The following is a 25,964-nucleotide window of genomic DNA, read 5'->3' on the forward strand; positions in this document are numbered from 1 at the left end:
CCTACAGTGCATGTCCCGTTGTTTCCGCAGGGTGCGCATTCATGCGCACCTGGAAACGGGGAGTGCATGTCCCGTTGTTTCCGTAGGGTGCGCATTCATGCGCACCTGGAAACGGGGAGTGCATGTCCCGTTGTTTCCGTAGGGTGCGCATTCATGCGCACCTGGAAACCGGCACCCCGCGCACAACTCACGGCCGGCGGAACAGCGCCAGGCTGCGGCCCTCCAGCTCGAAATCCTTCTCTTTGGTAATCACCAATCCCTTACTGGCGCTGTCGGAGGTGGTCAGCTCCAGCACCCAGCCGCCTTCGCCAAACTGCGGGATGCGGAACGGCACATTGCCTTCAAACGGATTGAACAGCATCAGCACATCGTGCCAGATACCCTCTTCGGTTTGCAGATCCGGACGCCCGATGTACACGCCGAGCGTCGAGCCCTCGTCCCACTGTTCCGCCTGCTGAAAACCGCCGCCGGCGTTAAACCATTTGATCTCCATGCCGTCGCGCCAGCTTTCACGTCGCAGCAGCGGCTGCTGCGCGCGCAGTGCGATGATTTGACGGGTGAAATCGCGTAACGCATCAGCGGAAGCCGGCAGATCTTCCCAGTGCAGCCAGGAAATCTCGCTATCCTGGCAATAGCCGTTGTTGTTGCCCATCTGGCTGCGGCCAAACTCATCGCCCGCCAGCAGCATCGGTGTGCCGTGAGAGAAAAACAGCGTGGCGAGGAAGTTACGCTTCTGCCGCTCGCGCACCGCGTTGATGCCTTCGTCGTCGGTGGGGCCTTCGGCACCGTAATTGTACGAACGGTTATCGTTGTGGCCGTCGTTGTTATCTTCCCCGTTGGCATCGTTATGCTTGTCGTTGTACGAGACCAGATCGTTCAGCGTAAAGCCATCGTGCGCGGTGATGAAATTGACGCTGGCCCACGGGCGGCGGCCGCGTTGATCGTAGAGATCACCGGAGCCGAGCAGGCGCGCGGCAAAGTCGGTTGAGACGTTGTCGCCTTTCCAGTACTCACGTACCGTGTCGCGATATTTGTCGTTCCACTCAGCCCAGCCGGGCGGGAAACCACCCACCTGGTAGCCACCTGGGCCGATGTCCCAGGGTTCGCCGATCAGCTTCAGCTTAGACAGCACCGGATCCTGCGTCATGGCATCAAAGAAGCCGCCACGCTGATCGAATCCTTCCGGCTCGCGGCCGAGAATGGTGCCGAGGTCGAAGCGAAAACCGTCGATATGCATCGATTCTGCCCAGTAGCGCAGCGAATCCGTCACCAGCTGCAGCACGCGCGGATGGGAGGTATTCACCGTGTTGCCAGTGCCGGTATCGTTGATGTAATAACGGTGCTGATCTGGCAGCGTGCGGTAATAAGAGAAGTTATCAATCCCTTTAAACGACAGCGTCGGCCCCAGTTCGTTGCCTTCTGCGGTGTGGTTATACACCACGTCGAGAATCACTTCGATGCCGGCATCGTGGAAAGCACGCACCATATCGCGAAAGCCCTGAATACCGCGCGGGCCAAAATAGCGGCTGGCAGGCGCGAAAAAGGCCAGCGAGTTATAGCCCCAGAAGTTTTTCAGTCCGCGATCCAGCAGATGCTGATCGTCCGGGAACCAGTGCACCGGCAGCAATTCCACTGAGGTCACGCCAAGGCTTTTGATGTAATCGACGGTAGATTTGTGGCTCATGCCGTCATAGGTGCCGCGCATCTCTGCCGGAATGGCCGGATTAAGCTGGGTGAAACCTTTGACGTGGGTTTCATAAATCACCGTGCTGGACCACGGAATGCTGGGGCGGTTATGGTCCTGCCAGTCAAACTCATTGGTATCAATTACCCGACACTTGGGGGTAAACGGCGCGCTGTCACGGGTATCCAGCGTCAGATCTTTATCTTCGTGCAATAAATCGTAAGCGAAGTGCGCTTCATTCCAGTCGATGTTGCCCTGCAGCTCGCGGGCGTAGGGATCAATCAGTAATTTACTTGGGTTAAAACGGTGACCGTTTTCCGGATCGAAGGGTCCGTGAACGCGATAGCCATACAGCGCGCCGGGTTTCAGCCCGGGCACGTAGCCGTGCCAGATTTCGTGGGTATATTCCGGCAGATCGAAGCGGGCAATTTCATGCTGACCGCTCTCATCGTACAGACAGAGTTCGACCCGTTCCGCGTGTGCTGAAAACAGCGCAAAATTGACGCCGTCCCCATCAAAGTTGGCGCCGAGCTGGTGCCCCGATCCAGCGGTGATTTCTAAAGGTTTACCGTTAGACATTCAATCCTCTCCATCCAGTGAATAGATAGTCATGTAAAACAAAAGGTTTATCGGGGACGCTACTGGCTAATCAGCACCAGCGGCGCGCTATAGCTCACATTGTCCAGCGTAACATCGTCATTAATCACTACGGTCTCGCCGGTCAGCACATTGCGATAGTGGCGATGCGCCAGCGATTCCGGCAGTGCCAGTCGGGTATGACTCCACTGTGCACCATTGAAAATCAGTCGTGGCGTAATCACCAGCAGCGCGTAGTCGCTGTCCTGACGGGCAAAGGCGATCACTTTTTCCGCATGTTCGCCCGATGCACTGAGCGGTTGATAATCACCGAAGCGGAACAGTTGCGCATGGTCGCGGCGCAGATGCAGCAGGCGCGCAACCATCTGCTGCTTCAGCCGGCCGCTCAGCCAGTCCTGCTGGCTGGCGAAATCCGGCGCGGCGTGGACATCCAACTGCGCCGTCAGCTGAGCGAAATCCGGCTCGCGTCGGTTATCCGGATCGACCAGGCTGAAATCCAGCGCTTCGCAGCCCTGATAGATATCCGGCACGCCCGGCGCGGTCAGTTTGATCACCGTCTGGCTCAGGCTGTTAACCAGTCCGGCACGGATAAACGGCTGTAGTGCGTGGCTGAAGTCCTGCAGGAACGCCGGATTGGTGGGTGACAGCAGCTGGCGGGCATACTCCAGCACGGCATTTTCATAAGCTTCGTTGCTGTCCGCCCAGTCGGTGCGTAACTTCGCCTCGCGCAGGGCTTTTTCTACAAACGGTAAAAAGCGATCGCGCAGCGCGTCGAGTGCCGCTGTGTCCTCCGGCTGCAGCGTGGTGGGCCAGACGCCGGCCAGCGCCTGATACAGCATCCACTCGACCGGCGGTTCGGGCGCCGGTCCGTCCGCCAGCGCGACTACGTGTGGTTGATTCATCTGCCGCCAGCGCGTGACGTTTTCCGCCCACAGCGCCGGCGCTTCGCTCAGGGTATACAGCCGCGCGCGCGCATCTTCGCCGCGCTTGGTGTCGTGCGTGGAGGTGCCGGACAGCCCATCCGGCTGATGCTGCAGTCGGGTTTGCATTTCGCTGTGGAAGCGTTCGAGCGAAAACGCGTGTGGCAGTGGTTCGGCACCCACTTCGTTGATCGCCAGCGCTACGTGATTGCGGAAAAACAGCGTGTCTTCGACCGATTTCGCCATCAGCGGGCCGGTCAGCTGCTGGAAGCGGGCGCGGAATTCCGCCGCATCCTGCTCGCCCTGTTCAGTGATCGCCCCCAGCAGTAATGCCTGCAAAAAGCTCAGCGCCGCAGGCGAGGCGCTGTGTTTAACCTGCTCCAGCACCTGTAATAGCAACGCTTCGCCTTCCAGCGGCATACCGGCTTTGCGGCCGTAGGTGCGATACACCGGGAAGGCGATCAGCAGTTCGCGCAGCGCCACGTGCAGCTCAGCCTCGCTGAAATTGCGATGCACCAGATCGGCTGCCTCGGTAGCCAGCGCCAGCAGGCGGCTGAATTCCCCGGCAAAGTTGCGATCAACCATCAGTTCACGTGCCGCACGCAGGCCAGCCGCCACGTCGTTACGTTCGGCGGATACCGCTTCATAGGCCAGATGCAGCATATCGATCTGATTATCATCAATCAGCGCATGCGATAGCGCGGCGATAAACTCGTAACCGGTGGTGCCGGACACTGGCCAGTCGGCGGGCAGTTGCTCACCGTCTGCGAGAATCTTCTCCACCGTGATATAGCACGCGTCGCCCGCGGCCTGACGCAGCTGTTGCAGATAGCCGAGCGGATCAGCCAGCCCGTCAACGTGATCGACGCGCAGCCCGCTCACCACACCGCTGTGTACCAGTTCAAGAATCAGGCGATGCGAAGCCGCGAACACCTCTTCATCTTCGACGCGCATGCCGACCAGCCCGGTAATTTCAAAGAAGCGGCGGTAGGAGAGCGCGCTGCGCGCCTCACGCCAGTTCATTAGCTGCCACGGCTGTTGCGCATGCAGTTCCGCGATGGCCGCGCGATCGCGCAACGCCAGCACCTCGTCTTTACGCTGCTGCCAGCTGGCGGGCGTCAGCGGGTAGTAACTGTCGTAATAGACCAGCGCCGGATTGCCGCTGTGCGGATCGGCCTTGATGCTGAGTTCATCATTGGCCAGCACGCGGTCAAAATCATCGCCAAGGAACGGCAGCGTCAGCCTGCGCGACCAGTCGATATCAAAGTAGCGCGCGTAGCGGCTGGCTTCCCCGTGTTCAATCACATCGCGCCACCAGGCATTTTGCAGCGACGCTGCCATGTGGTTAGGCACAATATCGAGGATCAGGCCAATCCCGGCCTGCTGCAGCGCCGCGCTGAGGCGGTCAAAACCGGCGCGTCCGCCAATCGCCGGGTCAATCTCATTGGCATCGGTGACGTCATAGCCGTGCGTCGAGTCTCGCGTGGCGGTAAAGATCGGCGAGGCATAGAGATGGCTGATGCCCAGCTGCTGCAGATAGGGCACCAGCTGCGCTGCGCGGTCAAAGGTCATGCCGTTACGGAACTGGATGCGGTAAGTCGCGGTTGGAATGCTCATTGCGCTGCTCCTTTTGCCAGACGCACGATGAGAGAGTGCTGCGGCAGTTCGCCGCTTTCCTGTGGCCACGCAAAGAGCGTCTCGCCGGGCATAGCGGGCAGCGGCTGGCTCTGCTGTCCAATATTCAGCGCCAGTGACAGCTGTCCCTGCGGGAACTGCCAGCTAACGGCGACAAAGCCCGGTGCGGTGCGCAGCACCTGGCCGTTGTGCTGGCGTGCATCCGGCAGCAGCGGCACGATGTGCTGCTGGCGCAACGCCAGTAGCTGGCGCGTGAGCGTCAGCCACGCCTGGCCTGCGGGATTTTCCACTTTGCTCCAGTCCAGTTTCGAACGCGTGAAGGTCTCTTCAGCATTGGGATCCGGTACCGTATCGTCATGACCGGCGTGACCGGTAAATTCGCGCGCCCGTCCTTCACGCACCGCTTTCGCCAGATCGCCGTGGAAATCGGTAAAGAACAGGAACGGGTTGGTTTCACCGTACTCTTCGCCCATAAACAGCAGCGGAATATGCGGTGACAGTAGCAGGGTGGCGAGCAGCACTTTGGTGCGATCGACACCGGCCAGGCTAATCAGGCGTTCGCCCTGGGCGCGATTGCCCACCTGATCGTGGTTCTGGATGAAATCGACAAACGCGACCGGCGGCTGGCCTGCGCTGGGTACGCCGCGCCGCTGGCCACTCTGTGGCGACAGCTCGCCCTGATAAGCAAAGCCCTCCGTGAGAATGCGCGCGATTAATTTCTCCGGTACGTCGGCGAAATCCTGGTAATACGCATGCGTCTCGCCGGTGGCAAAGACATGAATGGCATTATGAAAATCGTCGTTCCATTCACCGCTGAACAGTGGCGCGTTACCGTCCGCATCGCGCGGATGCAGGAAGATCACGTTGCGGCTGTCTTCAGTGGTGAGATGGATCGGGCGGGAGTGGATTTCGCTGCGAATGCGTTCGGCAATCTCAATCAGCACATGCTTGCTGGACGTATCCTCAATCTGGTCGATGGCATCGAAGCGCAGGCCGTCGAGGTTAAACTCCTTCAGCCAGTAGAGCGGCGCTTCGACGATATAACGCCGCGCGGCGTCGACATCGTACGCAATCCCGGCGCCCCACGGCGTCATGCGCTCTTCGTGGAAAAAGGCCGGTGCCAGTAGCGGCAGGTAATTGCCCTCCGGACCAAAGTGGTTGAGCACAATATCCAGCACCACCGACAGTCCCAATGCGTGCGCGGCATCGACAAAGGCTTTGAAATCATCCGGTGAGCCATACGCCGAGTGCGGCGCATACAGCAGAACGCCGTCATAGCCCCAGCCGCGCGTGCCGCCAAACTGCGATACCGGCAGCACTTCGATCATGGTGATACCGAGGTCGGCCAGCGCGGGGAGTTTTGCGATAGCCGCGCGGAAGGTGCCTTCGGCGGTAAAGGTGCCGATGTGCAGCTCGTAGACCACCGTTTCGTGCCAGGGCCGTCCCTGCCAGTCACGCTGCTGCCAGGCGTAATGCTGTGGGTCGATAACCAGAGAAGGGCCGTTGACATCGGCGCGTTGTGCCCGCGCGGCCGGATCGGGTACCGTGCTGCCATCGGCCAGCTCGTAGTGATATGCGCTGCCGTGACCAGGTCCGCGCAGCGTCAGGCTGAACCAGCCATCCTGCTGCGGCTGCATGGCATGCTGCTGACCATCGGCGTGAAGGGTAATTTGCTGCTGACCGGGTGCCCAAAGGCGAAACCGCACGCTGCCGTCAGCAAGGATTTCAGCACCCCAGGATTTTTCCAACGTTGTGGATTCCATTCTATTGCCTCGTTAAGCCCCGCACGGGGAATGGACGACATCAAGCGATTCGCGTTCCTTAAAACCATTTACTCTCTGAATACAAAAGACTAAATGCCCTGGTAGCAAACGGGTACGCAGATAAATCACTGAGTACCCTGAAAAATCATAGCCTATATTTTCAGATTTAATTCCCGCTGCGCTTTAAACAGTACCGTTACGTAAATTTTCCGATTTGTTCGCTTAAGCACCTTTTAATCTCAATCATAGGCTACGCTTATCTCTGCGCAGTTAACCGCTGCGCGAAATAATGCCAGGCGGCACTGTCACCTAAATGAGGAGAACACTGATGAACGAAGATCGTATCAGCGGAAACTGGAAGCAGTTCAAAGGAAAAGTGAAAGAGAAATGGGGCCAGCTTACAGATGACGATTTAGACGTAGCCGAAGGGAAACGCGATCAATTAGTCGGCCGCATTCAGGAGCGCTACGGCTACGGTAAAGATCAAGCAGAGAAAGAAGTCAAAGAGTGGGAAGATAGTAATAAATTTAACTGGTAGTGTTGGTTATCCCCGGCACACTGATGTGCCGGGGTTTTGTTATTTCTGACTGTTTATCATCTCAACCGGATAAATTTAAAATCCGGTTTGCATTTATTCAATACCATTTATTACTTAACCCGAAATTCATATTCATGCCTGTTTTTTCCGCATTAACCCGGCTATTTCTCTGGCCTGACGCGGTGGTAAAACGGCAGCGCATCAGCCGTTGAGAATCTTTCCCGGCCATCATCGCGTGAAGTGCTGTTCAGTCATGATTTTGCCCCACTGATCGCCCTGCCACTCGCGCGTCAGGTTGAAGCCTGCCTGCTCGTAGAGTCGTCTGGCCGCATCCAGCCCACTGAAGGTCCACAGTTGCGTTGCGCTAAAGCGCTGACGATCGCAGAACGCCACAGCCTCATGAAGCAAGCGTCGCCCAATGCCGCTACCGCGACACGTCTCGTCAAGAATAAACCAGCGCAGATGGGCCTGATTATTGCCGAGATCCTCTCCGTCAATCGCCACTGAACCGACAATATTATCGTTATGCACTGCCAGCCAGATTTGATTGCGCTCACTTCCCAGCCGTCCGGCAAACTCTGCCAGCCCGCTGGCGACTTTGCCTTCAAAATAGTGACCAAACTGATGATGCCGGGCATAGTAACGACCGTGCATTTCAGCGATGCGGCCGATCATCCCGGGCCGGTAACCGCTGACGATGTCGATGGCACCTGAGGGAAGTGGCTGCGTGCCGGTCCGACAGCGGCGCAGGGAGTCAGCGTAAGCGCTCAGTCCCTGCGCTACCGTGCGCTGCTGTGCCGGTTCAAGCCCAGCCAGCGCGGCCAGCACCCGTTGTGCCGCATACTGATTGACTCTGGCGACGGTAGCTACCCCCTGCGCAGTCAGTTTCAGCCTTTTAACCCGGGCATCACTGCCGTCGGCGATTTCCTGCACTTCACCAGCCGCCACCAGTCTGGCCAGCATGCGACTGACGCTCGATTTTTCCAGACCGAGCAACTCCACTAACTGTGCAGCAGTCACTGTGCCCTGGGTTTCCATCTCCAGCAGCGTGTGGACAGCAGAAGGCGAATAGTCCGTTGCCGCCAGCGTCGGGCGCATAAACCCGAGTTCACGTACCATCAGTCGGGAGGCGGAACGTATCTGATTAACTAACGATTCAGTGGTCATGGTACAAACGCCCGGTGGTTATAAGGTTGTATAGTACAACTATTAATCGGGCTGATTGTCAACAGACTAACCGGCGGCGCCGATACGGGTGAGGGCGAGCGCTCACCCTGGCAAGGCTGCATCACATGAGGGGCAGGAACGAAGCCGCATGATGTTAAAGGGGTCTGCGGTGATCGTCCTTATTAAGCGAAAGCAGCGCGACAAAACTCACTACGGCGGTGGCCATCACATACCAGGCGGGAATATCGGCGTTGCCGGTTTGCTTCATCAGGCCGGTAATGATCAGACCCGCGCAGCCGGAAAACAGCGCGTTGGAGAGCGAATAGGCCAGCCCCAGCCCGGTGTAACGCACGCGGGTCGGGAACATCTCGGCCAGCATCGCCGGTCCCGGTCCGGCCAGCATGCCCACCAGCGCACCGGCGATAAACACCACCAGCGCTTTGATCGCCATACCGCTCTCCGGATGTTGCAGCACTTTCAGCAGCGGGAAAGCCAGCACCAGCAGCAAAAACGTCGCCAGCAGCATTAATGTGCGGCGGCCATAGCGATCGCTGAGTATGCCGGCCGGCAGAATGGTGGCGGCAAAGCCGAGGTTAGAGATCACCGCAATCAGCAGCGCCTGGTTAAAGCCGGTATGCAGCGCAGCCTGCAGATAGGTAGGCATGATCACGAGGTAGGTATAACCGGCGGCCGACCATACCATTAACCGGCCAATGCCCAGCACGTTAGCGCGCAGCGTGACACCCAGCGATGCCTGCTGTTGTGGTGCCGCCGGTGTCTGGCTGAACTGCGGTGATTCGTCGAGGCCGGTGCGCAGCCACAGCGCCACTGCGCCGAGCGGCAGCGCCAGCAGGAAGGGAATGCGCCAGCCCCAGGCGTTCATGGCGGCGTCTCCCAGCAGCAGCGGCAGTACTGCCACCACGCCCGCGCCCGCCAGCAGTCCGAGCGCCACCGTCAGCGACTGCCATGCGCCATAAAATCCGCGCTTGCCGGGCGGCGCCGATTCGGTCATCAGCGAGACCGCACCGCCGTATTCTCCGCCGGCAAACAGTCCCTGCAAAATGCGTAGCAGTGTAATCAGCAGCGGCGCAGCCACGCCAATGCTGGCATAAACCGGGACCAGACCGATGGCGACGGTGGCCAGCGTCATCAATACCAGCACCGCGATTAGCATCGGTTTACGGCCATAGCGATCGCCCAGGCGGCCAAACAGTACTGCCCCTAACGGGCGAAAAAAGAACGCCACCGCAAAGGCCGCATAGGTGAGGATCAGGCTGGTGAGGGCGCTTTCTCCTTCCAGCTGGAAGAAATGTTTAGCGATCAGCGTGGCCATGAAACCGTACACGGCGAATTCATACCACTCGATAAAATTGCCGACGGATCCGGCAATCAGTACGCGCTTTTGATTAACGGCGGGAGCCACTGCAGATGACATCATTATCCCTTAATGAGTAAAAAACAGTCAGAGAGGGTCAGTCTACCGCAGCCCGGGGCGATTATCTGAGCTATAAGTCTGACGCAGGGCACAAAAAAAGGTGCGCATTGAGCGCACCTGATGTGAATATCAGCGAGGATTATGCTGGCTGCTGTTTTTTACGGCTGCGCTGTTTACGCAGTTTATCAATCAGTTTATGCGCCTCGGCTTTAGTCGCTACCGCAGGGGATGAACCTTTCAGTGGCTTACGTGCTGTCTCACTCAGCGTTAATACTGTTAACAAACCAATCACGCCGGCACCCATCATGTAATACGCCGGCATCATGGTATTGTGCGTGGTGTCGACCAGCCATGCGGTAATTAACGGTGTGGTGCCACCGAACAGCGAGACTGACAAATTAAAGCCGATAGCCAGCGCGCTGTAACGAATATCGGTGACAAACAGTGCCGGTAATGTCGCTGGCATGGTGCCGCTAAAGCAGGTATGTAGTAAGCCCAGCACGGCCAGACCGGCAAATACCCATAGCATGTTGCCAGAACCAATCAGCATGAACGCCGGGATCGCCAGCACTAATAATCCCAGCGCGCCGAAACCAATCACCGGTTTACGGCCGATGCGGTCGGTAAAATGGCCCCACATTAAGGTCAGCGGCATCATGATAAACATCACCACCATCACCAGCAACAGGCCGGATATTTCGCTCAGCCCCAGAATGCCGGTTAAATAACTTGGCATGTAGGCGGTCAGCATATAATTAGACACGTTAAACAGCAGCACCAGGCCAATACACTTCAATAGCGGCTTGCTCTGCGTGCGCAGCATTTGCCACAGCGTGAGCTGCGGCTTGTTATGCTCGGCCTCTTCACGCTTATCCATGTGCTCTTTAAACGCGGGTGTCTCTTCCAGCTTCAGGCGGATATACAGGCCAAACAGCCCCAGCGGCGCGGCCAGGAAGAACGGAATGCGCCAGCCCCAGTCCATCATCGCCTGATGCGGCAGCAGCGCAATCATACCGGTCACCAGGCTGGCGCCCAGCAGATAACCGGCCAGCGTACCAAACTCCAGGAAGCTGCCCATAAAACCGCGGCGTTTGTCGGTGGAGTATTCCGCAATAAAGGTGGCGGCACCGCCATATTCACCGCCGGTGGAAAAGCCCTGCACCAGACGCGCCAGCAACAGCAGGATCGGCGCGGCAATACCGATACTGGCATAGCTGGGAATCAGGCCAATACAGAAGGTGCCAATCGACATCATAATCATGGTAAAGGCCAGCACTTTCTGCCGGCCAAAGCGATCGCCGAGTGGACCAAATACCATGCCGCCAATCGGGCGCACTAAAAACGCGGCCGCAAAAGTACCAAACGACGCAATAAGCTGCGCGGTATTACTGGCGTCCGGGAAAAATACCTGGCCGATAATCACGGCAAGGTAACTATAAACGCCGAAATCAAACCACTCCATGGTATTACCCAGCGCTGCTGCGCTGACGGCGCGTTTCAATAATTTGTTGTCAATGACGGTAATATCGTCAACGGTCAAATCAGGTTTATTGGTCATCGTTCCGGTGCTCATAAACTCCCCATGAGTAAAATTGGAGCGATCTTATAGCTTTCGCAGCCGGCACTTCACAAAGGGAAATGAAAGCTATAAGAGGCTGAAAGGCGGTCACCTTAGGAAATATTTTATCTTTACGCAAGTTTGCGACATATATCCTTGCAATTAAGCGTAGCGTTAGAGTATGAGACTGTCAAAAGGCGCAGCGGCTGAAATAACCCATTATGCTGATGCTTAAAGCTAATAGCATTCTGCACATGATATTCTTTGGTGAGGCGATGATTTATAGGGAAATATGCTGCATTGCTACAGGATAAGAATGTCGGCTTTGATAAATTTCACAGGTTACAGGCAAGTACATCATCAAAGGATTTGGCTGAAAGGAATAGCCAGACCGTTGCCATGCTGGACACCAACCTGCGCCGCCAGTCTCGTAGCGTATTGTCATTGATGACTTAGCTGCATATCGTGGTCTGGCTCAATGACTGTCTTGTCGCGTTAATTATCGTGATTGCCGGCTGAATACATCTTTCAGCCCCTGGGAAAGCAATGCGCGTGATAAACCGCTACCGTCCACCGGAATCAACGTCCTGCGATGAATTTTCCATTGATCCGCAATGCGTTTCAACTCCCAGCGATTCACTACAACGCGATGTATGCGATACCCAGGAGAGCTGCCGTGATTGGCCAGCATGCGTGATTCGCCTTTATCATCCAGATAAATTAACTGTAAATAAGAGGTGACTACCGCGCTGTCTTCGCGCAGATCAATCAAGGGTAATCCGGTAAAATGCGCTAATCCGCTAGCCAGTGCTTCCTCATGCTCAGGCCGCGAAATAAAGGCGGCTATCGCCTCTGCACCCTCCGCGCCATCAAGATGAGGGCCGCGATTGAATTCACTCTTCTCCAGATAAACCGATAATGTATATTCCGCCATTGCAGTATCTGCGCTGGGAGGATGTGACGCAATCAATTCATAAATAGCCAGTTTGTCTTCGATAATTTGTAATCTCTGGGCTAATTCAAGGTTTTCCTGCAGCATAAAGTGCTCCTGATATTATTTATTAATTATGATTTGAGTGATTATAACGAGATACTTACAGGCGTGAAGTTCCTGTATCTTAATGGTGTGTTAAGTGGCAATTAATAAAGGACATCAATAATGATTAACAGCGCGGAGTATCTGGCTTTACGGGCTTTCGTCGTGGTTGCTCAGCAACTGAATTTCAGAGCCGCTGCGGAAATATTAGGGGTATCTGCGTCAGCCGTCAGTCAGCAAATCACCGCGCTGGAAGCACAACTCGGGCAACGTTTGCTGAACCGGACCACCCGGGCGGTATATCTTACCGATGATGGCAAGTCCCTGTTTCTTCAGACTGCACCCATTATGAATAACCTGCATGAGACCCTGCAGCAGGCACACGCCAGAAGCCAGGATATTAAGGGGCTGATTCGCGTTCATGCTTTTCGATCGGGTGCTGAAATGTTTATTGATCACAATATTGCCGGGTTTCTTACTGATTATCCCAACGTGCAGTTGGATATCACAACCAGCGATGCGCCGGTCGATCTGAGCCGCGGCGGCTATGATTTATCACTGCGCTTAGGCGAGGTGCTGGAACCGGGATTTGTTGCTATTCCATTAGGCAAGCCGCTCCATCAGATTGTGGTCGCTGCGCCAGCATATCTGGCAAAGCATGGTGCGGTTGAAGTCCCGGAAGATCTGCTCAATCACAATTGCATCGGCTGGCGCTGGCCGGGAAGTAGCAGGGTAGAGCCCTGGCAGTTTTTAAATGAGGGGAAAATTTTTGATATTCCCGTGCATGGAAATCTGGTGGTAGACGATCGCGAAAGGCAGCGGCAGGCCGCTATTGCTGGCGCAGGTATTGCTCAGTTAACGGCGGAACGGGTCAGTGCATCGCTGGCCGCCGGCAAGCTTTGTCGCCTTCTGCAACCCTGGGAGATGGAATTCCCGGGTTATTCACTTTGCTGGATAGCGGGTAAAGCCATGTCACCTGCCATGCGCGCGTTTATACAATGGCTGCGCATAAAATAACCCTGCCCGGAGTGTGCCAGCGCACTCTGTTCACTTCGATTAATCACCACGTTTTTAGCTCATCTTCGCCCGGCTCGCCCCTCTTATAAACGTTTACCAGCGGCTTCACGCTGAAACGTTTCATATCTCATTTCCGTACTCAGCCCATTGAAGAGTGTTCAGCGGATGTATACAACAGAACTTGTATACAAGTGCATTTTTTATCCATGTCACCAACACCGGGAAAGACCATGCAAAGTACAGATACTGAAATTGAAAAGCGGGTGATCCGTAAACTGTCGTGGCGACTGATTCCGCTGCTGATTGGCTGCTACGTGATTGCGGTGATCGATCGCGCCAATATCGGCGTGGCTGCCCTCACCATGAATGCCGATCTCGGCATCAGCGCCGCCAGTTTTGGCCTCGCCGCCGGTCTGTTTTTCCTGCCTTACGCCATCCTTGAACTGCCCTCCAATCTGCTAATGGAAAGGGTGGGCGCGCGCTGGTGGATCGCCCGCATTATGGTGACCTGGGGCATCATCTCCGGTGCGCATATGTTTGTGTGGAGTGAAAACAGCCTCTATGTGATGCGCGCGCTGCTGGGTGCCGCTGAAGCCGGTTTCTTCCCCGGCATCGTGTTTTATCTCACCCTGTGGTTTCCGGTGGCGTGGCGCGGACGCATCATCGCCTCGTTTATGACCGGCATTCCGATCGCGCTGATTATCGGCACGCCGGTTTCCAGCCTGTTGTTAGAGCTGCACGGATGGCTGGGGCTGCGCGGCTGGCAGCTGATGTTTCTGCTGGAGGCCATTCCGGCGATTGTGCTGGGATTGATCGTCCCCTTTGCGTTGCCCGACCGGCCGGAAGATGCCCGCTTCCTCAGCGCAGATGAGCAGCACTGGCTGGTGACAACACTGGCTGCTGAGCGGCAAAAACTGCCGTCGCGCGGCCATGGCGGTCTGCTGAAAGCGCTGTTCAGCCCGCTGGTGTTGTTGTTCAGCCTCACCTATTACGGACTGGCGAACCTCAACGGTGCGGTGAGCACCTTCCTGCCGCTGATCATCAGCGAAACCGGCTTAAGTCATGTTCAGACCGGGTTCATCACCATCATCCCTTACGTATTTGGTCTGGCCGGCATGCTGGTGCTGGGACGCATAGCCGATCGTCCCGGGTCACGGCTGCTGGCCAACTATCTGGCGCTGATCTTCTCCTTTGTCGGGCTGTTATGCGTTGCGTGGTTCGATAACTCGCTGGTGAAAATGATGTTTTTGTGCTGTTCGGCATTTGGCTTTTTCGGCGCGATGCCGGTGTTCTGGGGATTGCCCGCGCAGTTTATCCCGGCATCCGTGGTGGCGGGCGGCCTCGCCCTGATCAATGCGCTGGGCAGTATTGCCAGTGTGGTGAATCCGTGGGTCATCGGCGTGATACGCGACCGCAGCGGCAGTTATAACGGCGGATTTTACTGGCTGGCGGCGATGGCGATGCTCTCGATCATTACCCTGAGCATCATCTTTCGTCGCCAGCGTATACCGGCTTACCAGGCCAGCAATGAACAACGTGAGGGGCAGTAGTATGAAGATTATTGATGTCCGGTTACTTCAGGTGAAAGGCGTGATGCCGGGAGAGGGCGATTTCTGGGAGGAGCGTCTCGCACGTCCCACCGATGTCTATGCGCAGTTTCGTACCGTGAATAATCATGACGGTGGCGTTCAGCTGGAAGACGGTTTTGCCATTACCACTGTGTTTCTTGAGATCGTTTCGGATGAGGGCGTAGACGGGCTGGCAGGGCCGGTGCCGCATGCCGTTGCATCAATCATTCACGGCCAGTTGCGGCCGTTGTTGCTGGGTCAGGATCCGCGCGACACCGAGCGTTTGTGGGATCAGATGTACCGGGCGCAGATTCATGGGCGTCAGGGCGATGGCATGCTGGCGATCAGCGCGGTGGATTGTGCCTTGTGGGATTTGCGTGCCAAATGGATGCAGCAACCGGTGTTTCGCCTGCTGGGCGGGTCGTTACGGGAAGAAATTCCGGCGTACGCATCGATGCTGGGCTTTGCGGTGCAGGATATGGCGCGGGTGCACGAGCGGGCGCTGGAGTATAAGGCGCTGGGATATCGCGGACAAAAATGGTTTTTCCGCCACGGCCCGATGAGCGGCAGAGAAGGGCTGAAGAAAAACATCGAACTGGCAAAAACGCTGCGCGAAGCCGTGGGGGATGATTACGATCTGATGTTTGATTGCTGGCAGTCGATGGATGTGACGTATCTGCTTGAACTGGCAAAGGGCATTGAGCCGTATCGCCCGCGCTGGCTGGAAGAGTGCGTAATGGCCGACAGAATCGGCAGTATGCAACGACTCAAAGACAAACTGTCCATCCCGATGGCGGGAGGCGAACATGAGTACACGCGCTGGGGTTTTAAACGCTTCTTTGAATCCGGGGCGCTGGATGTGATTCAGCCCGATATCTACTGGTGCGGTGGGCTTTCAGAAACGCTAAAAATTGCCGCTATCGCCACCCTGTACGATTTGCAAGTGATCCCGCACGGTCATTCCAGCATCGCAACGGCCCATTTCAGCACCACGCAATCGCCGATCCACACGCCTTATCAGGAGTATCTGGTGAAATGGAACGATATTCATCAGTACTTCCTGCGCGATCCGCTGGTGCCGCAGAACGGGTTAATCCCGGTACCGCAGGGACCCGGCATGGGCATGGCACTTAATCCAGCGCATATCCAGCAGCAGACATACTTGTTCACCTCATAACCCAACGTTCCCTCAAACAGGCCCGTTATTGTTTGAGGGATCTGTCTCTTGTATACTACAAAACACAGTGCCCATCGTCATTCTGACCCCCTAAATGCTCGCTGTTTAAAGGACGCTCGTCACGCTATGCCCGCCGATAAACTCATCATTGACTGGTCATCGAAAAACATCCTCCGCCCGCAGTCATTGAGCAGCATTCTGGCCGATCATATTCGGGACCTGATCGTGAATTGCCAGATTGCACCCGGTGCATTGATTTCCGAGAACGACATTGCCACCCAGCTTAATGTGAGCCGGACGCCGGTTAGAGCGGCGCTGCAAAAGCTGGAGATGGAGCGTCTGGTGCAAATTATCCCGCAGCGCGGCACTTTTGTGTTTTCGTTTAATGAGCGGGAGATGCGCGAAACCTGTGAGATGCGGCAGATTCTGGAGTCAGGCGCATTAAAGCTGGCGCTGCAACATGATCGTCAGGCGCTGATCGCGCGCCTGAACGAACAGCTGGCGCGTGGACGCGATGCATTACAAAACGCGCCGGAGACCTACCGCGAAACCGATGCGGCGTTTCATATGGCACTGATTGAAGCCAGCCAGAATAGCGAGCTGGTCGGTTTTTACAAAACCAGCATCAACCGCATTCGTGCCTTTCTCAATCACCTGACGCGCACGCCGGATGAGTTTCAGGGTTCGCAAAACGATCATGAGGCGATCGTGGCGCGGTTAACTAATTACGAGGATGAACAGGCGCTGGAACTTCTGCACTGGCATCTTGGCGGCATTATGCGCATGTTCCAGCGGTCGGTGGCGGACACCGACTCAGCCAGTTGATCGGCATCACTTCGCAGTCAAAACATCGCTGAAAAGCGATCACGCCTCAAGCGCAGCAGCCACCGCCAGGCCCGCCAGCTCCGCGCTGGCCAGCAGTTGCTCAACGCTGTGGCCCTGACGCGCTCTGGCAGAAAGTCCGGACATCACGGTGCTGACAAAATCGGTCAGGCGCTGCGCGTCCTGTGGGTAGCGGGCCGCGATATAGCGCCGGATGGTATCCTCAGCGGCGCGATGAAACACTCTGGCCGCCTCGCGCGCCTGCTGATCCTGACAGCGGATCCCTTCCAGCACCAGACAACCCGCACACACCTCATCCCGGGCATAATGCAGCGCCGCCGCTTTCAGTAATGCATCGAGGGCTTCAGCCACCGGGCGGTCGTCGCGCAGTATCTCAGCCAGGGGAATCGAGCCGGTAGTGGCGTAGCGATCGAGAACGCGGGCATACAATCCGGCCTTGTTACCGAACGCGCTGTAAAAGCTCGGCGGATTGATGCCCAGCGCGTCAGTGACATCGGCGACGCTGACGGCGTCATAACCTTTGGCATGGAATAACCCCTGCGCAACCGCTACGGCGTGTTCGGGGTCAAAGTTACGGGGACGACCAGGTGATTTCATATTTTATAGTGCTCGCTACAAAATTGCATTGACATTAAATCGGGCTCATTTTGTAATGCATACTAAGAAATCACACGTGGAGATGCAAATGAGTGGCTTTAACGATAAGCAGGTTCTGGTTCTGGGCGGCAGTCGCGGTATTGGTGCGGCTATCGTGCGTCGCTTTGCTGATGAGGGTGCCAGCGTGACCTTTACCTTCTCAGGTTCGCCGGAGGCCGCCGAAAAACTGGCGCACGAAACCGGTTCGGCTGCCGTTCATACCGACAGCTCAGAGCGCGATGCGGTGATTGCTACCGTGCGCGACAGTGGACCGCTGGATGTGCTGGTGGTTAATGCTGGCATCGCCCTGTTTGGCGATGCGCTGGAACAGGATCCGGACGCGGTCGATCGCCTGTTCCGCATTAACATTCACGCGCCGTATCATGCTGCGGTTGAAGCCGCCCGACAGATGCCAGCCGGCGGCCGCATCATCATCATCGGTTCGGTCAATGGCGACCGCATGCCGATTCCCGGTATGGCGTCTTATGCGCTAAGTAAATCCGCTTTACAGGGGCTGGCGCGCGGCCTGGCGCGGGATTTCGGCCCGCGCGGCATCACCATTAACGTGGTGCAACCGGGCCCGATTGATACCGATGCCAATCCGGAAAATGGTCCGATGAAAGATCTGATGCACAGCTTCATGGCCATTAAACGCCATGGCCGTTCTGAAGAGGTGGCTGGCATGGTGGCGTGGCTGGCAGGACCCGAAGCCGGTTTCGTCACCGGCGCCATGCACACCATTGATGGGGCGTTTGGCGCATAACGTCAGTGTCTGAACAGGGCGCTGACCACCGCGCTGAATACCGAACCGGTGGCAAAAGCGTGTTCGGTCATGTGCTCTTCATGGCGAATATCAGCCAGTCGCCGCAGCGCCGCCTGCGCGCTGGCTGCATTAATTTCTTCATCCATCTTGCTGTAACCGTCCGCCATCAGCAGCCGGGCACGTTCCACATCCGATCGTTCCAGCGTGGCGACAACCTGTTGTTTGCGGTAAAAAACGTAATCTGTCATAAACGCGTCCTGTTGCCGTCATCGTGATTATGCCGGGAAGGCGATGGTTTAAATCAGCTCAACATCGCACTCTCTTGGTAGCGGCGCGATCAAAACCTGGCCGTTGTATAAACAATTCGCAGCATAACTGTTTCTCCCCACACGACAGGCAACCTGTTTTATCAGCCCGGCCCTTCGCTGCCCGCTGCTAGCAGCGGCACCACGACATCGCTAATCGGCGTAGCAATAGCATGCTGACGGCCATAGCGCTGTACCACACCATTGCGGGTATCCCACTCCAGCGGGCGGTTGGCCTGACGATCGGCGAGGATCGAGGTGCTCAGATCGGGCGGCGCGCGGTGAAAGCCATCGATAATTTCCTGCGGCACGCTGTCGTCCAGCACCGCACCGGCCGCGCGCGCCACCGTCAGGCACTCCTGTAAATAGGCTAATCCCAGCTGCGTGATATCGCCGCGGCTAAACATGCCGGCGCGACGGTTGGCCAGCACCATCAAACCGGCGGCGGCATTTTGTAACAGCTTGCGCCAGGCAATGGAGAGAAAGTCCGCGGCCAGTGCCACCTCACAGCGCGTGTCGCGTAGCGCATCCACTACGCGTGCGGCCTGCGGCACATCCGGCAAGGTCAGGCGAGGCTGGGCGCGCAGCCAGACTGATGCATCCGGCTCGAGCTGCGCCGGAAACCACACCACCGAAGGTAATACCGAGGCGCCGTTGACGTAAGGTGCCAGCTGGCTCTGCTGCTCGACGCCATTTTGCAGCGCGCACACCACGGTTTTTTCATCGCACAGAGTGGCCAGCCACGCGGCGCTGTCCGCGACCTGAGTGGTTTTAACCGCCACGAACAGCAAATCGCAGCGTTGTGTCACGTGCGAGGCATCATGCAATACCGGACCTGGCACGCTGATTTCGCCCGCATCGTAGCGTAGCGTTAACTGGGCATGGGCCGTGCGGCCGCACAGCAGCGGGGTGCGCCCGGCTTCATGCAGCACCGCCGCGACGGTGGTGCCAATTGCACCGGGGCCCAGCAGGGCGATTTTACAACGTTCAGACATGCTGCCATCTCCTCATCGCTTAACCGATCATCAGCGTGCCGAGTGCAATCACCACACACGCCAGCATTTTTCTTACCGTTAATGCTTCACCGAGAAACAGCGCGCCCAGCAAGGCAGCAAACAGCACGCTGGTTTCACGCAGCGCCGACACCGCGCCCATCGGCGCTGCCGTCATGGCGTAAATGATGATGCCGTAGGCCAGCAGCGAAACCAGGCCGCCCGCCGCGGCGCTCAGCACGCCGGGTCGCCACTGCAGCAGGCTTTTGCTGTCGCGCAGCGCAATGTAGACCGCCGGCATTAATATGCCCCACAAGCTGCACATCCACGCGGTATAAGCAAACGCATTGCCGGCAACGCGCACGCCCATGCCGTCCACCACGCTGTACGCGGCGATAAAGGCACCGGTCGCCAGCGTGTAGCGCAGGCCCGGCAGCGCCAGTTTGCCGCCGCGCAGCGCCAGCGACACAATGCCAGCGGACACCAGCACGATGCCGCACAACGTAGTAAAGGCGATGTGCTCGCCGGCAAACAGCGCGGCGGCGCAGGTCACCAGCAGCGGCGACGATCCGCGCGCAATCGGATAGGTCTGGCCGAGATCGCCGCTCTGGTAGCTGCGCACCAGGCACAGGTTATAGCCGACGTGCAGCAGCGCCGACAGCAGCGCATATTTCCAGCTGGCGCGCGCCGGCAGCGGCAAAAACAGCGTACTGAGCGCACACACCAGCGCGATCGCCACGCACATAATGGTCATCGACCACAGGCGATCGGACCCGCCGCGCAGTAAGGTGTTCCAGCTGGCGTGCAGCAGCGCGGCGCACAGCGTTAAGACAATAATGTAATCAGGCATAGGCTGATGCTATGCAGCCGCAAATGGATTGGAAAGCGAAGATTTATCATTGCGCTATGAGTAAAAGCTCATGCTTTACTGATAATCCTGCTGCGCCTGACGTGATTCAGCGAGCAGCCAGCGACGAAAATCAACGATGTGCAGCTGGCTTTCGATGCCCTGCGGACAGACGAAATAGTAGGCGGCGGGCGAGGAAAACGCGACGTTGAACAGCCGCACCAGGCTGCCGTCGCGCAGCTCTTTTTCAACATGACCGCTGCGCGCCAGCGCCACGCCTTGCCCCAGCAGCGCGGCTTCCAGCGTCATATTGGTGTCGGCAAAACGTACGCTCTCCTGTAAGGCATCCAGCGTCAGGCCGACCTGTTGAAACCAGATCTCCCACTTTGGCACCAGATCGGCGCCATCACGCATCAGCAGCGGGTAGCGCAGCAGTTCTGCCGGTTCCTGCGGTGTGCCGAAGCGCTGCAGCAGCGCCGGACTGGCAACCGGAAACAGCTGTTCACGAAACATAAATTCGCTGTGCAGCGCCGGATAATTGCCATGTCCAAAGCGGATCGCCACATCAGAATCCTGGCGCGAGAAGGTAATCGCATCATCGGTGCTTTCCAGCGTCACCAGAATTTCCGGATGCTGGCGCGTCAGGCCCGGCAGGCGCGGCAACAGCCACTTCAGCGCAAATGAGTAAGTGGTATTGACGCGCAGCCGCACGCGGCCTTTCTGCTCGCGTAAGTCGGCTAAGGTGGTTTCCAGATTACTGAAAAACTCGCGCACTATCGGTGCCAGCGCCGCGCCGGCCGGCGTCAGACTCAGCGTTTTGCCGCGCTGAAACAGCTGCACGCCCCAGATCTCTTCCAGGTTTTTGAGCTGATGGCTGACGGCGCTTTGGGTGATAAACAGCTCTTCAGCGGCGGCAGTAAAGGTCGGATGGCGCGTCGCCACTTCAAACGCGCGCAGCATGGCGGTAGGCGGTAACTCTCTCATCGGTGCAGCCTTGTTTTATGAGCGTTCACTCATGATAGCGGAATCGTCTGTTCACTCACGAAACTTATTCACCCACCCCCCAGCTTCGCCTCTCAGCCTGTCAGTCTGCTAACAGTGGCCGACACATTCATCACTGAATCGGCGGCCAGTTGAGCGGCCTGATATTTACCGCGTGGCGGTTTTAATCCGCCGCCGGATATGGCTCCCGCTGCGCTCGCGTCCTGACGCTGATTAACTATGTTTATCACTCAATAAAAGAATGGGGTGATGAAATGCGAAATCGTGTATTTAGCGCGCTGGCGTTATTGTTATTATCCGGCTGTGGCGCGAATAACAGCGCCTCGCCGGTTACGGCACCTGGTGCGCCGGAGGCGGGGAAAACCGCGCTGCTGGAGAGCGGGGCGGCGGCGTTGCAGTCGCGGCCGCCGATTGAGGCGATCAATACGTATCTGGATGGTTTTCATTATTACTGCGGAAATCAGCAGGGGCAGATGGAGGCCCATCACTACGTCACCATTCTTAATGACGATGTGATGCAGGCGGTTATTTTTGACGGTAACAAAAAAGACGCCAAATTAATGGGCGTGGAATATATCATCAGCGAACGTTTATTTAAGCAGCTGCCGGCGCAGGAAAAGCAGTACTGGCACAGCCATCGCTATGAAGTGAAATCCGGTACGCTGATTGCGCCCGGCCTGCCGCCGGCCGCGGAGCACGCGCTGATGAGCAAAATCGTCAACACCTACGGAAAAACCTGGCACACCTGGCATACCGACCGCGATAAAACGCTGCCGCTGGGCGCGCCGACGCTGATGATGGGCTTTACCGCCGACGGTCAGCTTAATCCGGCGCTGCTGGCTGACCGCGACAAGCGCTTTGACGTCAATACCGCGACAATCCGCGCCGACCGCGCTGATATCGCCGCCCATCCGGTGGCGGCGGGTGCCGACCATTGCCGGCGCGTGCATCCGTAACCGGTGATTCCGGCTCACTCGTGATACATCTGGCTGCGCCCGCCGTCGATCAGGATATCAGTGGCATTGATAAAGCGCGCCTCGTCGCTGGCGAGAAACAGCGCGGTGTAAGCCACTTCATCCGGCTCGCCGATGCGTTTACACGGCAGCAGCGCCGCCTGACGCGCACGCTCGGCCTGCGGATCCGGACAGCTCGCCAGCCAGGCTTCAGCGGCTGGCGTCATGATCAAACCGGGCGAAATACTGTTTACGCGGATGCCCTGCGCGGCGTACTCCACGCCCAGCGAACGCGTCAGGCCGATCAGCCCGTGTTTGGCCACCGGATAAGGGAACGCGCCGGGAATGATTTTGTGCCCGTGCACCGAGGCAACGTTAACGATGTTGCCATACTGACGTGCCAACATCGCCGGCAGGACGCTGCGTATCAGGTTGTAAGGCCCTTTCAGATTGGTGTCCATGCAGCGCTGCCAGTCATCCTCGTCCAGCGTCAGCGGATCGCGAAAAACGTTTACGCCAGCGCAGTTAATCAGGATATCAATATCCCCCAGCGCCTGCTGCGCCTGCTCTACCGCGCGGCTAACCTGCTGCGGCTGCGTGACATCGGCTGCGCAGGCCAGACAGCGCTGGCCGGACTGCTGCTGTAGCTGCGCCGCCAGCGCTTCGCTGCTGTGTGCGTCGCGATCGAACAGCGCCAGGCGGGCGCCTTCGCGCGCAAACAGGGTGGCGATGGCGCTGCCGATGCCGCTGCCGGCACCGGTAATGATGGCGGTTTTATTGGCTAAACGTGGGGACATAGTCGCTTCCTTATGAGGATGTCGGGAGAATCAGCCAGTCGGCCAGCTCAAGGGTATTATCACCGCGCTGCAGGCGAATCAGCGGCCAGCTGTCGCTGCGCGTGAGCGGCACCAGCCCGCTGCGGCTGAGCAAAAAAGTGTCTTCGCTTTTCACGCCGCTCAGCGTCGGGTTCCACGCCACGGCGGTGTCGGGCTGCACCTCGCCGCGACTCTCCGGGGTGATAATCCAGTCGCGGCAGCCGTAGCCGGCCGGACCGCCCTGATGATGATCGCGCCATGCCTCAGCGTGGCCGTGGCGTTGATAAGCCTGAGTGATGTCGGCAAAAACCGCTGACCAGCTGCGCTGCGCCTGGGTGGCATACAGCATATCGGCGTGGATCTCCGCCAGCGTCACAATGCGCTGGCGCAGCGCCGGGTCGGGTTCGCCAAGATGCACCAGGCGCGTCAGGCTGACATGCAAGCCGTGCCGTTCAGCACCGAGGGTGATCAGCATCATGCGCTGCAGCGTTTTGCGTGTCGGCACCGGATGTTTAAATGCGGCGATGCGCTCATCAGCGGCCACCAGCGTGCACATCGGGCGAATGCCGCGCGCCAGACAGCCAGCGGCAATGTCGGCTTCGACCTGCCATTCGCTGACGCCCACGCGCAGCTGGCGCGCCACCGTTTCGACAATCTGCGCCGTCTCCTGTCCCAGCGTGCGAAAGCGCTGCTGTTCCGCTGCGCTCAGCCCCTGGCGCAGCGTGATCATCTGCGGCTGGATATCGCTCAATCCTGCCATGGGCGTATCGCTGCCGATATTGCCCGCCGGCAGCACGCTGCTCAGCGACTGGTACCACGGGTAGTGCCGGGTCGCACAGCTGAACGGCAGCGGCTCTTCGGCCAGAATGCGCGGTAGCTCATTGTCCGGTGCCAGCAGCAGCACGCTGTCGCGGCCGATCAGCAGGCTGGCAACGCCGGTCTCGGCACGCTCTACCACATAATAGCTGGCCCCGTCGGTCAGCCAGGCGATGTTATCGCGACGCGTCAGCAATACCGCATCCAGCTGCCAGTGCGCCAGCGCCTGTTGCAGGCGCGCCAGTTTGTCACTCATACACGGCCTCCTTGTGCTCAACGCGCTGCAACTGCAGAACCAGTTCCGCCGCGCGATGCGCCACGGCCATCACCACCGCATTGGTGTTGCCGCTGATAATATTCGGCATCATTGAGGCATCCACCACGCGCAACCGCTGTACGCCGCGCACGCGCAGGTCGTCGTGCAACACCGCCAGCGGATCGTCATCGTGGCCCATGCGGCAGGTGCCGACCGGGTGATAGCCGGTTTTCACCATACGCCGGCAGTGGGCGCTTATCGCGTCATCACTGGTGACTTCCGCACCGGGGAAGATCTCCTGATCGACCATCTCCCGGATGGGCGCGGCGGCCAGCACCTGACGCGCAAAGCGAAAACCGGCGAGGGTGCGGGCTAAATCGTCCGGATGGCCGAAAATCTGCGTATCGATCACCGGCAGGCTGCTGGCGTTGTTATCGCGCAGCGTGACTTCACCGGTGGCTTTAGGGCGCAGCAGCAGGGAGTTCACCGTGACACCGTCACCGGGATCGGCACCCATTACATCGCGATCGAGATATACCGTTGGCACGCAGAACATCTGAATGGTGGGCGTCGCCGTGAAATCGAGCGGATCGAAAAAGGCGCAGGTTTCCACACCGGTGGTGGTCACCGGGCCGCTTTTGAACAGCAGATATTGCAGTCCGGCTTTGACCATCGGCCAGCCGCGATCCTGGCCGTAGTAGCCAAACGCACCGCGCGTGCTGGCAACCACCGGTACTTCGTAATGGTCCTGCAGGTTTTTACCCACGCCCGGCAAGGCATGGCGCACGGCTATGCCATGCTGTTTCAGCTGCTCCTGCGGACCGATGCCGGAGAGCATCAGCAGTTTTGGCGTCTGGTAGGCACCGGCGGCCAGAATCACTTCGCGGCTGGCGCGCGCCTGTTGCGGCTGGCCATCCTGACGATAGCGCACGCCGCTGGCGCAGGTGCCGTCAAACAGCACCTCTTCAACCTGTGCACCAGTAACCAGCGTCAGCCGTGCGTCATGGCGCAGCGGGTTGATAAACGCATCGACCACGCTGCAGCGCTGCCGTGTCTGACCGTCAATGGTGTGCTGCATGAAGCCGACGCCAGACGGATTGCCGCTGTTAAAATCCGCCGTGTAGGGAATACCCAGCCCCTGCAGGGTTTTGACATAGGCGCGGCTCAGCGGACTGAAGTGGCCGAGATGCGACACCTTCATCGGACCGCCAACGCCGTGATTGGGTGCGCCGAGGTGATCGTTATCTTCGATGGCGGTAAAGTGCGGCAGCAGCGCCTCCCACGACCAGTCGATGCCCTGATGACCCAGCGCCTGGTTCCAGTCGGCGTAATCCTGTTTATGACCGCGCATGTAGACCATGGCGTTGACAGTCGAACCGCCGCCCAGCACTTTGGCCTGCGGCACGATCACGCCGCGTCCGTTGAGCTGCGGCTGCGCTTCGGTTTGATGCATCGTCAGAAACCGGTCGCTGGCGAGAAACTTCATATAGCCGGCGGGCATTTTCAGCACCGGATGGTATTCGTCGCGCCCGGCCTCCAGCAGCAGCACGCGCGCATTTCCTTCGCTCACCAGGCGCGCGGCAACGATACAGCCCGCGCTCCCGCCGCCCACCACAATGTAATCGTACTCTTTCATAACGC

The 25,964-nt window shown here is 58.1% G+C and carries 22 protein-coding genes; 7 read left to right on the top strand and 15 right to left on the bottom strand.

Annotation, left to right across the window (positions count from 1 at the left end; translation table 11 throughout):
* Positions 1–187: 187 nt before the first annotated feature.
* From glgX to treZ, 3 genes are read right to left on the bottom strand one after another with little or no spacing between them, the layout of a single operon-like run.
* Positions 188–2,263, bottom strand: a complete 2,076-nt coding sequence (glgX, locus tag H7K56_RS09600) for a glycogen debranching protein GlgX (RefSeq protein ID WP_104093542.1) — start codon at positions 2,261–2,263, stop codon at positions 188–190.
* A 59-nt stretch (positions 2,264–2,322) separates the two neighbouring features.
* Complete coding sequence (gene treY / locus H7K56_RS09605) at positions 2,323–4,818, bottom strand: malto-oligosyltrehalose synthase (RefSeq protein ID WP_150360190.1); 2,496 nt, start codon at positions 4,816–4,818, stop codon at positions 2,323–2,325.
* Complete coding sequence (treZ, locus tag H7K56_RS09610) at positions 4,815–6,599, bottom strand: malto-oligosyltrehalose trehalohydrolase (RefSeq protein ID WP_058770502.1); 1,785 nt, start codon at positions 6,597–6,599, stop codon at positions 4,815–4,817. The genes treY and treZ overlap by 4 nt, the downstream gene beginning before the upstream one ends.
* A 328-nt stretch (positions 6,600–6,927) precedes the next feature.
* Between treZ and H7K56_RS09615 the strand changes: the two genes are divergently transcribed.
* Positions 6,928–7,137, top strand: a complete 210-nt coding sequence (locus tag H7K56_RS09615; protein ID WP_021509571.1) for a CsbD family protein — start codon at positions 6,928–6,930, stop codon at positions 7,135–7,137.
* A gap of 228 nt (positions 7,138–7,365) precedes the next feature.
* Here H7K56_RS09615 and H7K56_RS09620 read toward each other — a convergent pair whose 3' ends face one another.
* From H7K56_RS09620 to H7K56_RS09635, 4 genes are all read right to left on the bottom strand, one after another.
* Entirely contained in the window at positions 7,366–8,304 is a 939-nt protein-coding gene (locus H7K56_RS09620) for a helix-turn-helix domain-containing GNAT family N-acetyltransferase (RefSeq protein ID WP_150360191.1), read from the bottom strand.
* A 154-nt stretch (positions 8,305–8,458) separates the two neighbouring features.
* Positions 8,459–9,742 carry an MFS transporter gene (locus tag H7K56_RS09625; protein WP_150360192.1) on the bottom strand — a complete coding sequence of 428 codons (1,284 nt, stop codon included), beginning with the start codon at positions 9,740–9,742 and terminating at the stop codon, positions 8,459–8,461.
* Positions 9,743–9,878: 136 nt separating this feature from the next.
* The gene (proP, locus tag H7K56_RS09630) at positions 9,879–11,312 is read right to left on the bottom strand and encodes a glycine betaine/L-proline transporter ProP (protein WP_031280122.1); all 1,434 of its coding nucleotides are present in this window, start codon (positions 11,310–11,312) and stop codon (positions 9,879–9,881) included.
* 484 nt (positions 11,313–11,796) lie between these two features.
* Positions 11,797–12,336: a nuclear transport factor 2 family protein gene (locus H7K56_RS09635; RefSeq protein ID WP_104093546.1), complete on the bottom strand. Its 540-nt coding sequence runs from the start codon at positions 12,334–12,336 to the stop codon at positions 11,797–11,799.
* Positions 12,337–12,456: 120 nt separating this feature from the next.
* Here H7K56_RS09635 and H7K56_RS09640 point away from each other — a divergent pair, with 120 nt between their 5' ends.
* From H7K56_RS09640 to H7K56_RS09655, 4 genes are all read left to right on the top strand, one after another.
* Positions 12,457–13,350, top strand: a complete 894-nt coding sequence (locus tag H7K56_RS09640) for a LysR family transcriptional regulator (protein WP_058770504.1) — start codon at positions 12,457–12,459, stop codon at positions 13,348–13,350.
* A gap of 230 nt (positions 13,351–13,580) precedes the next feature.
* Positions 13,581–14,900, top strand: coding sequence for an MFS transporter (locus H7K56_RS09645; RefSeq protein ID WP_164861073.1), 1,320 nt, complete (start codon positions 13,581–13,583; stop codon positions 14,898–14,900).
* A 1-nt stretch (position 14,901) separates the two neighbouring features.
* Complete coding sequence (locus H7K56_RS09650; RefSeq protein WP_058770506.1) at positions 14,902–16,095, top strand: enolase C-terminal domain-like protein; 1,194 nt, start codon at positions 14,902–14,904, stop codon at positions 16,093–16,095.
* A gap of 126 nt (positions 16,096–16,221) precedes the next feature.
* Positions 16,222–16,920, top strand: a complete 699-nt coding sequence (locus H7K56_RS09655; protein ID WP_058758854.1) for a GntR family transcriptional regulator — start codon at positions 16,222–16,224, stop codon at positions 16,918–16,920.
* 39 nt (positions 16,921–16,959) lie between these two features.
* Here H7K56_RS09655 and H7K56_RS09660 read toward each other — a convergent pair whose 3' ends face one another.
* On the bottom strand, positions 16,960–17,535 hold the full coding sequence (locus H7K56_RS09660; RefSeq protein ID WP_150360194.1) for a TetR/AcrR family transcriptional regulator: 576 nt from the start codon (positions 17,533–17,535) through the stop codon (positions 16,960–16,962).
* 88 nt (positions 17,536–17,623) lie between these two features.
* On the opposite strand from H7K56_RS09660, the gene bdcA reads away from it, so the two are divergent.
* On the top strand, positions 17,624–18,337 hold the full coding sequence (bdcA, locus tag H7K56_RS09665; RefSeq protein ID WP_132463630.1) for an SDR family oxidoreductase: 714 nt from the start codon (positions 17,624–17,626) through the stop codon (positions 18,335–18,337).
* A 2-nt stretch (positions 18,338–18,339) separates the two neighbouring features.
* Here the strand turns inward: bdcA and H7K56_RS09670 are convergent, their stop codons facing one another.
* The 4 genes from H7K56_RS09670 to gcvA all read right to left on the bottom strand — a co-directional run bounded on the left by H7K56_RS09670 (position 18,340) and on the right by gcvA (position 21,465).
* Positions 18,340–18,585, bottom strand: a complete 246-nt coding sequence (locus H7K56_RS09670; RefSeq protein WP_150360195.1) for a hypothetical protein — start codon at positions 18,583–18,585, stop codon at positions 18,340–18,342.
* A gap of 161 nt (positions 18,586–18,746) precedes the next feature.
* Complete coding sequence (locus tag H7K56_RS09675; protein WP_150360196.1) at positions 18,747–19,637, bottom strand: oxidoreductase; 891 nt, start codon at positions 19,635–19,637, stop codon at positions 18,747–18,749.
* A gap of 19 nt (positions 19,638–19,656) precedes the next feature.
* Positions 19,657–20,484: an EamA family transporter gene (locus tag H7K56_RS09680; RefSeq protein ID WP_150360197.1), complete on the bottom strand. Its 828-nt coding sequence runs from the start codon at positions 20,482–20,484 to the stop codon at positions 19,657–19,659.
* A gap of 75 nt (positions 20,485–20,559) precedes the next feature.
* Positions 20,560–21,465: a transcriptional regulator GcvA gene (gcvA, locus tag H7K56_RS09685; protein WP_150360198.1), complete on the bottom strand. Its 906-nt coding sequence runs from the start codon at positions 21,463–21,465 to the stop codon at positions 20,560–20,562.
* Positions 21,466–21,737: 272 nt separating this feature from the next.
* Here gcvA and H7K56_RS09690 point away from each other — a divergent pair, with 272 nt between their 5' ends.
* Positions 21,738–22,439, top strand: a complete 702-nt coding sequence (locus H7K56_RS09690) for an OBAP family protein (RefSeq protein ID WP_150360199.1) — start codon at positions 21,738–21,740, stop codon at positions 22,437–22,439.
* Positions 22,440–22,453: 14 nt separating this feature from the next.
* Here the strand turns inward: H7K56_RS09690 and H7K56_RS09695 are convergent, their stop codons facing one another.
* From H7K56_RS09695 to H7K56_RS09705, 3 genes are read right to left on the bottom strand one after another with little or no spacing between them, the layout of a single operon-like run.
* Positions 22,454–23,233, bottom strand: a complete 780-nt coding sequence (locus tag H7K56_RS09695; protein ID WP_088517547.1) for an SDR family oxidoreductase — start codon at positions 23,231–23,233, stop codon at positions 22,454–22,456.
* A gap of 10 nt (positions 23,234–23,243) precedes the next feature.
* The gene (locus tag H7K56_RS09700; RefSeq protein WP_150360200.1) at positions 23,244–24,323 is read right to left on the bottom strand and encodes a M24 family metallopeptidase; all 1,080 of its coding nucleotides are present in this window, start codon (positions 24,321–24,323) and stop codon (positions 23,244–23,246) included.
* On the bottom strand, positions 24,316–25,959 hold the full coding sequence (locus tag H7K56_RS09705) for a GMC family oxidoreductase (protein ID WP_150360201.1): 1,644 nt from the start codon (positions 25,957–25,959) through the stop codon (positions 24,316–24,318). The genes H7K56_RS09700 and H7K56_RS09705 overlap by 8 nt, the downstream gene beginning before the upstream one ends.
* Positions 25,960–25,964: the final 5 nt, after the last annotated feature.

This window comes from Pantoea dispersa, assembly GCF_014155765.1.
Lineage (GTDB): Bacteria > Pseudomonadota > Gammaproteobacteria > Enterobacterales > Enterobacteriaceae > Pantoea > Pantoea dispersa.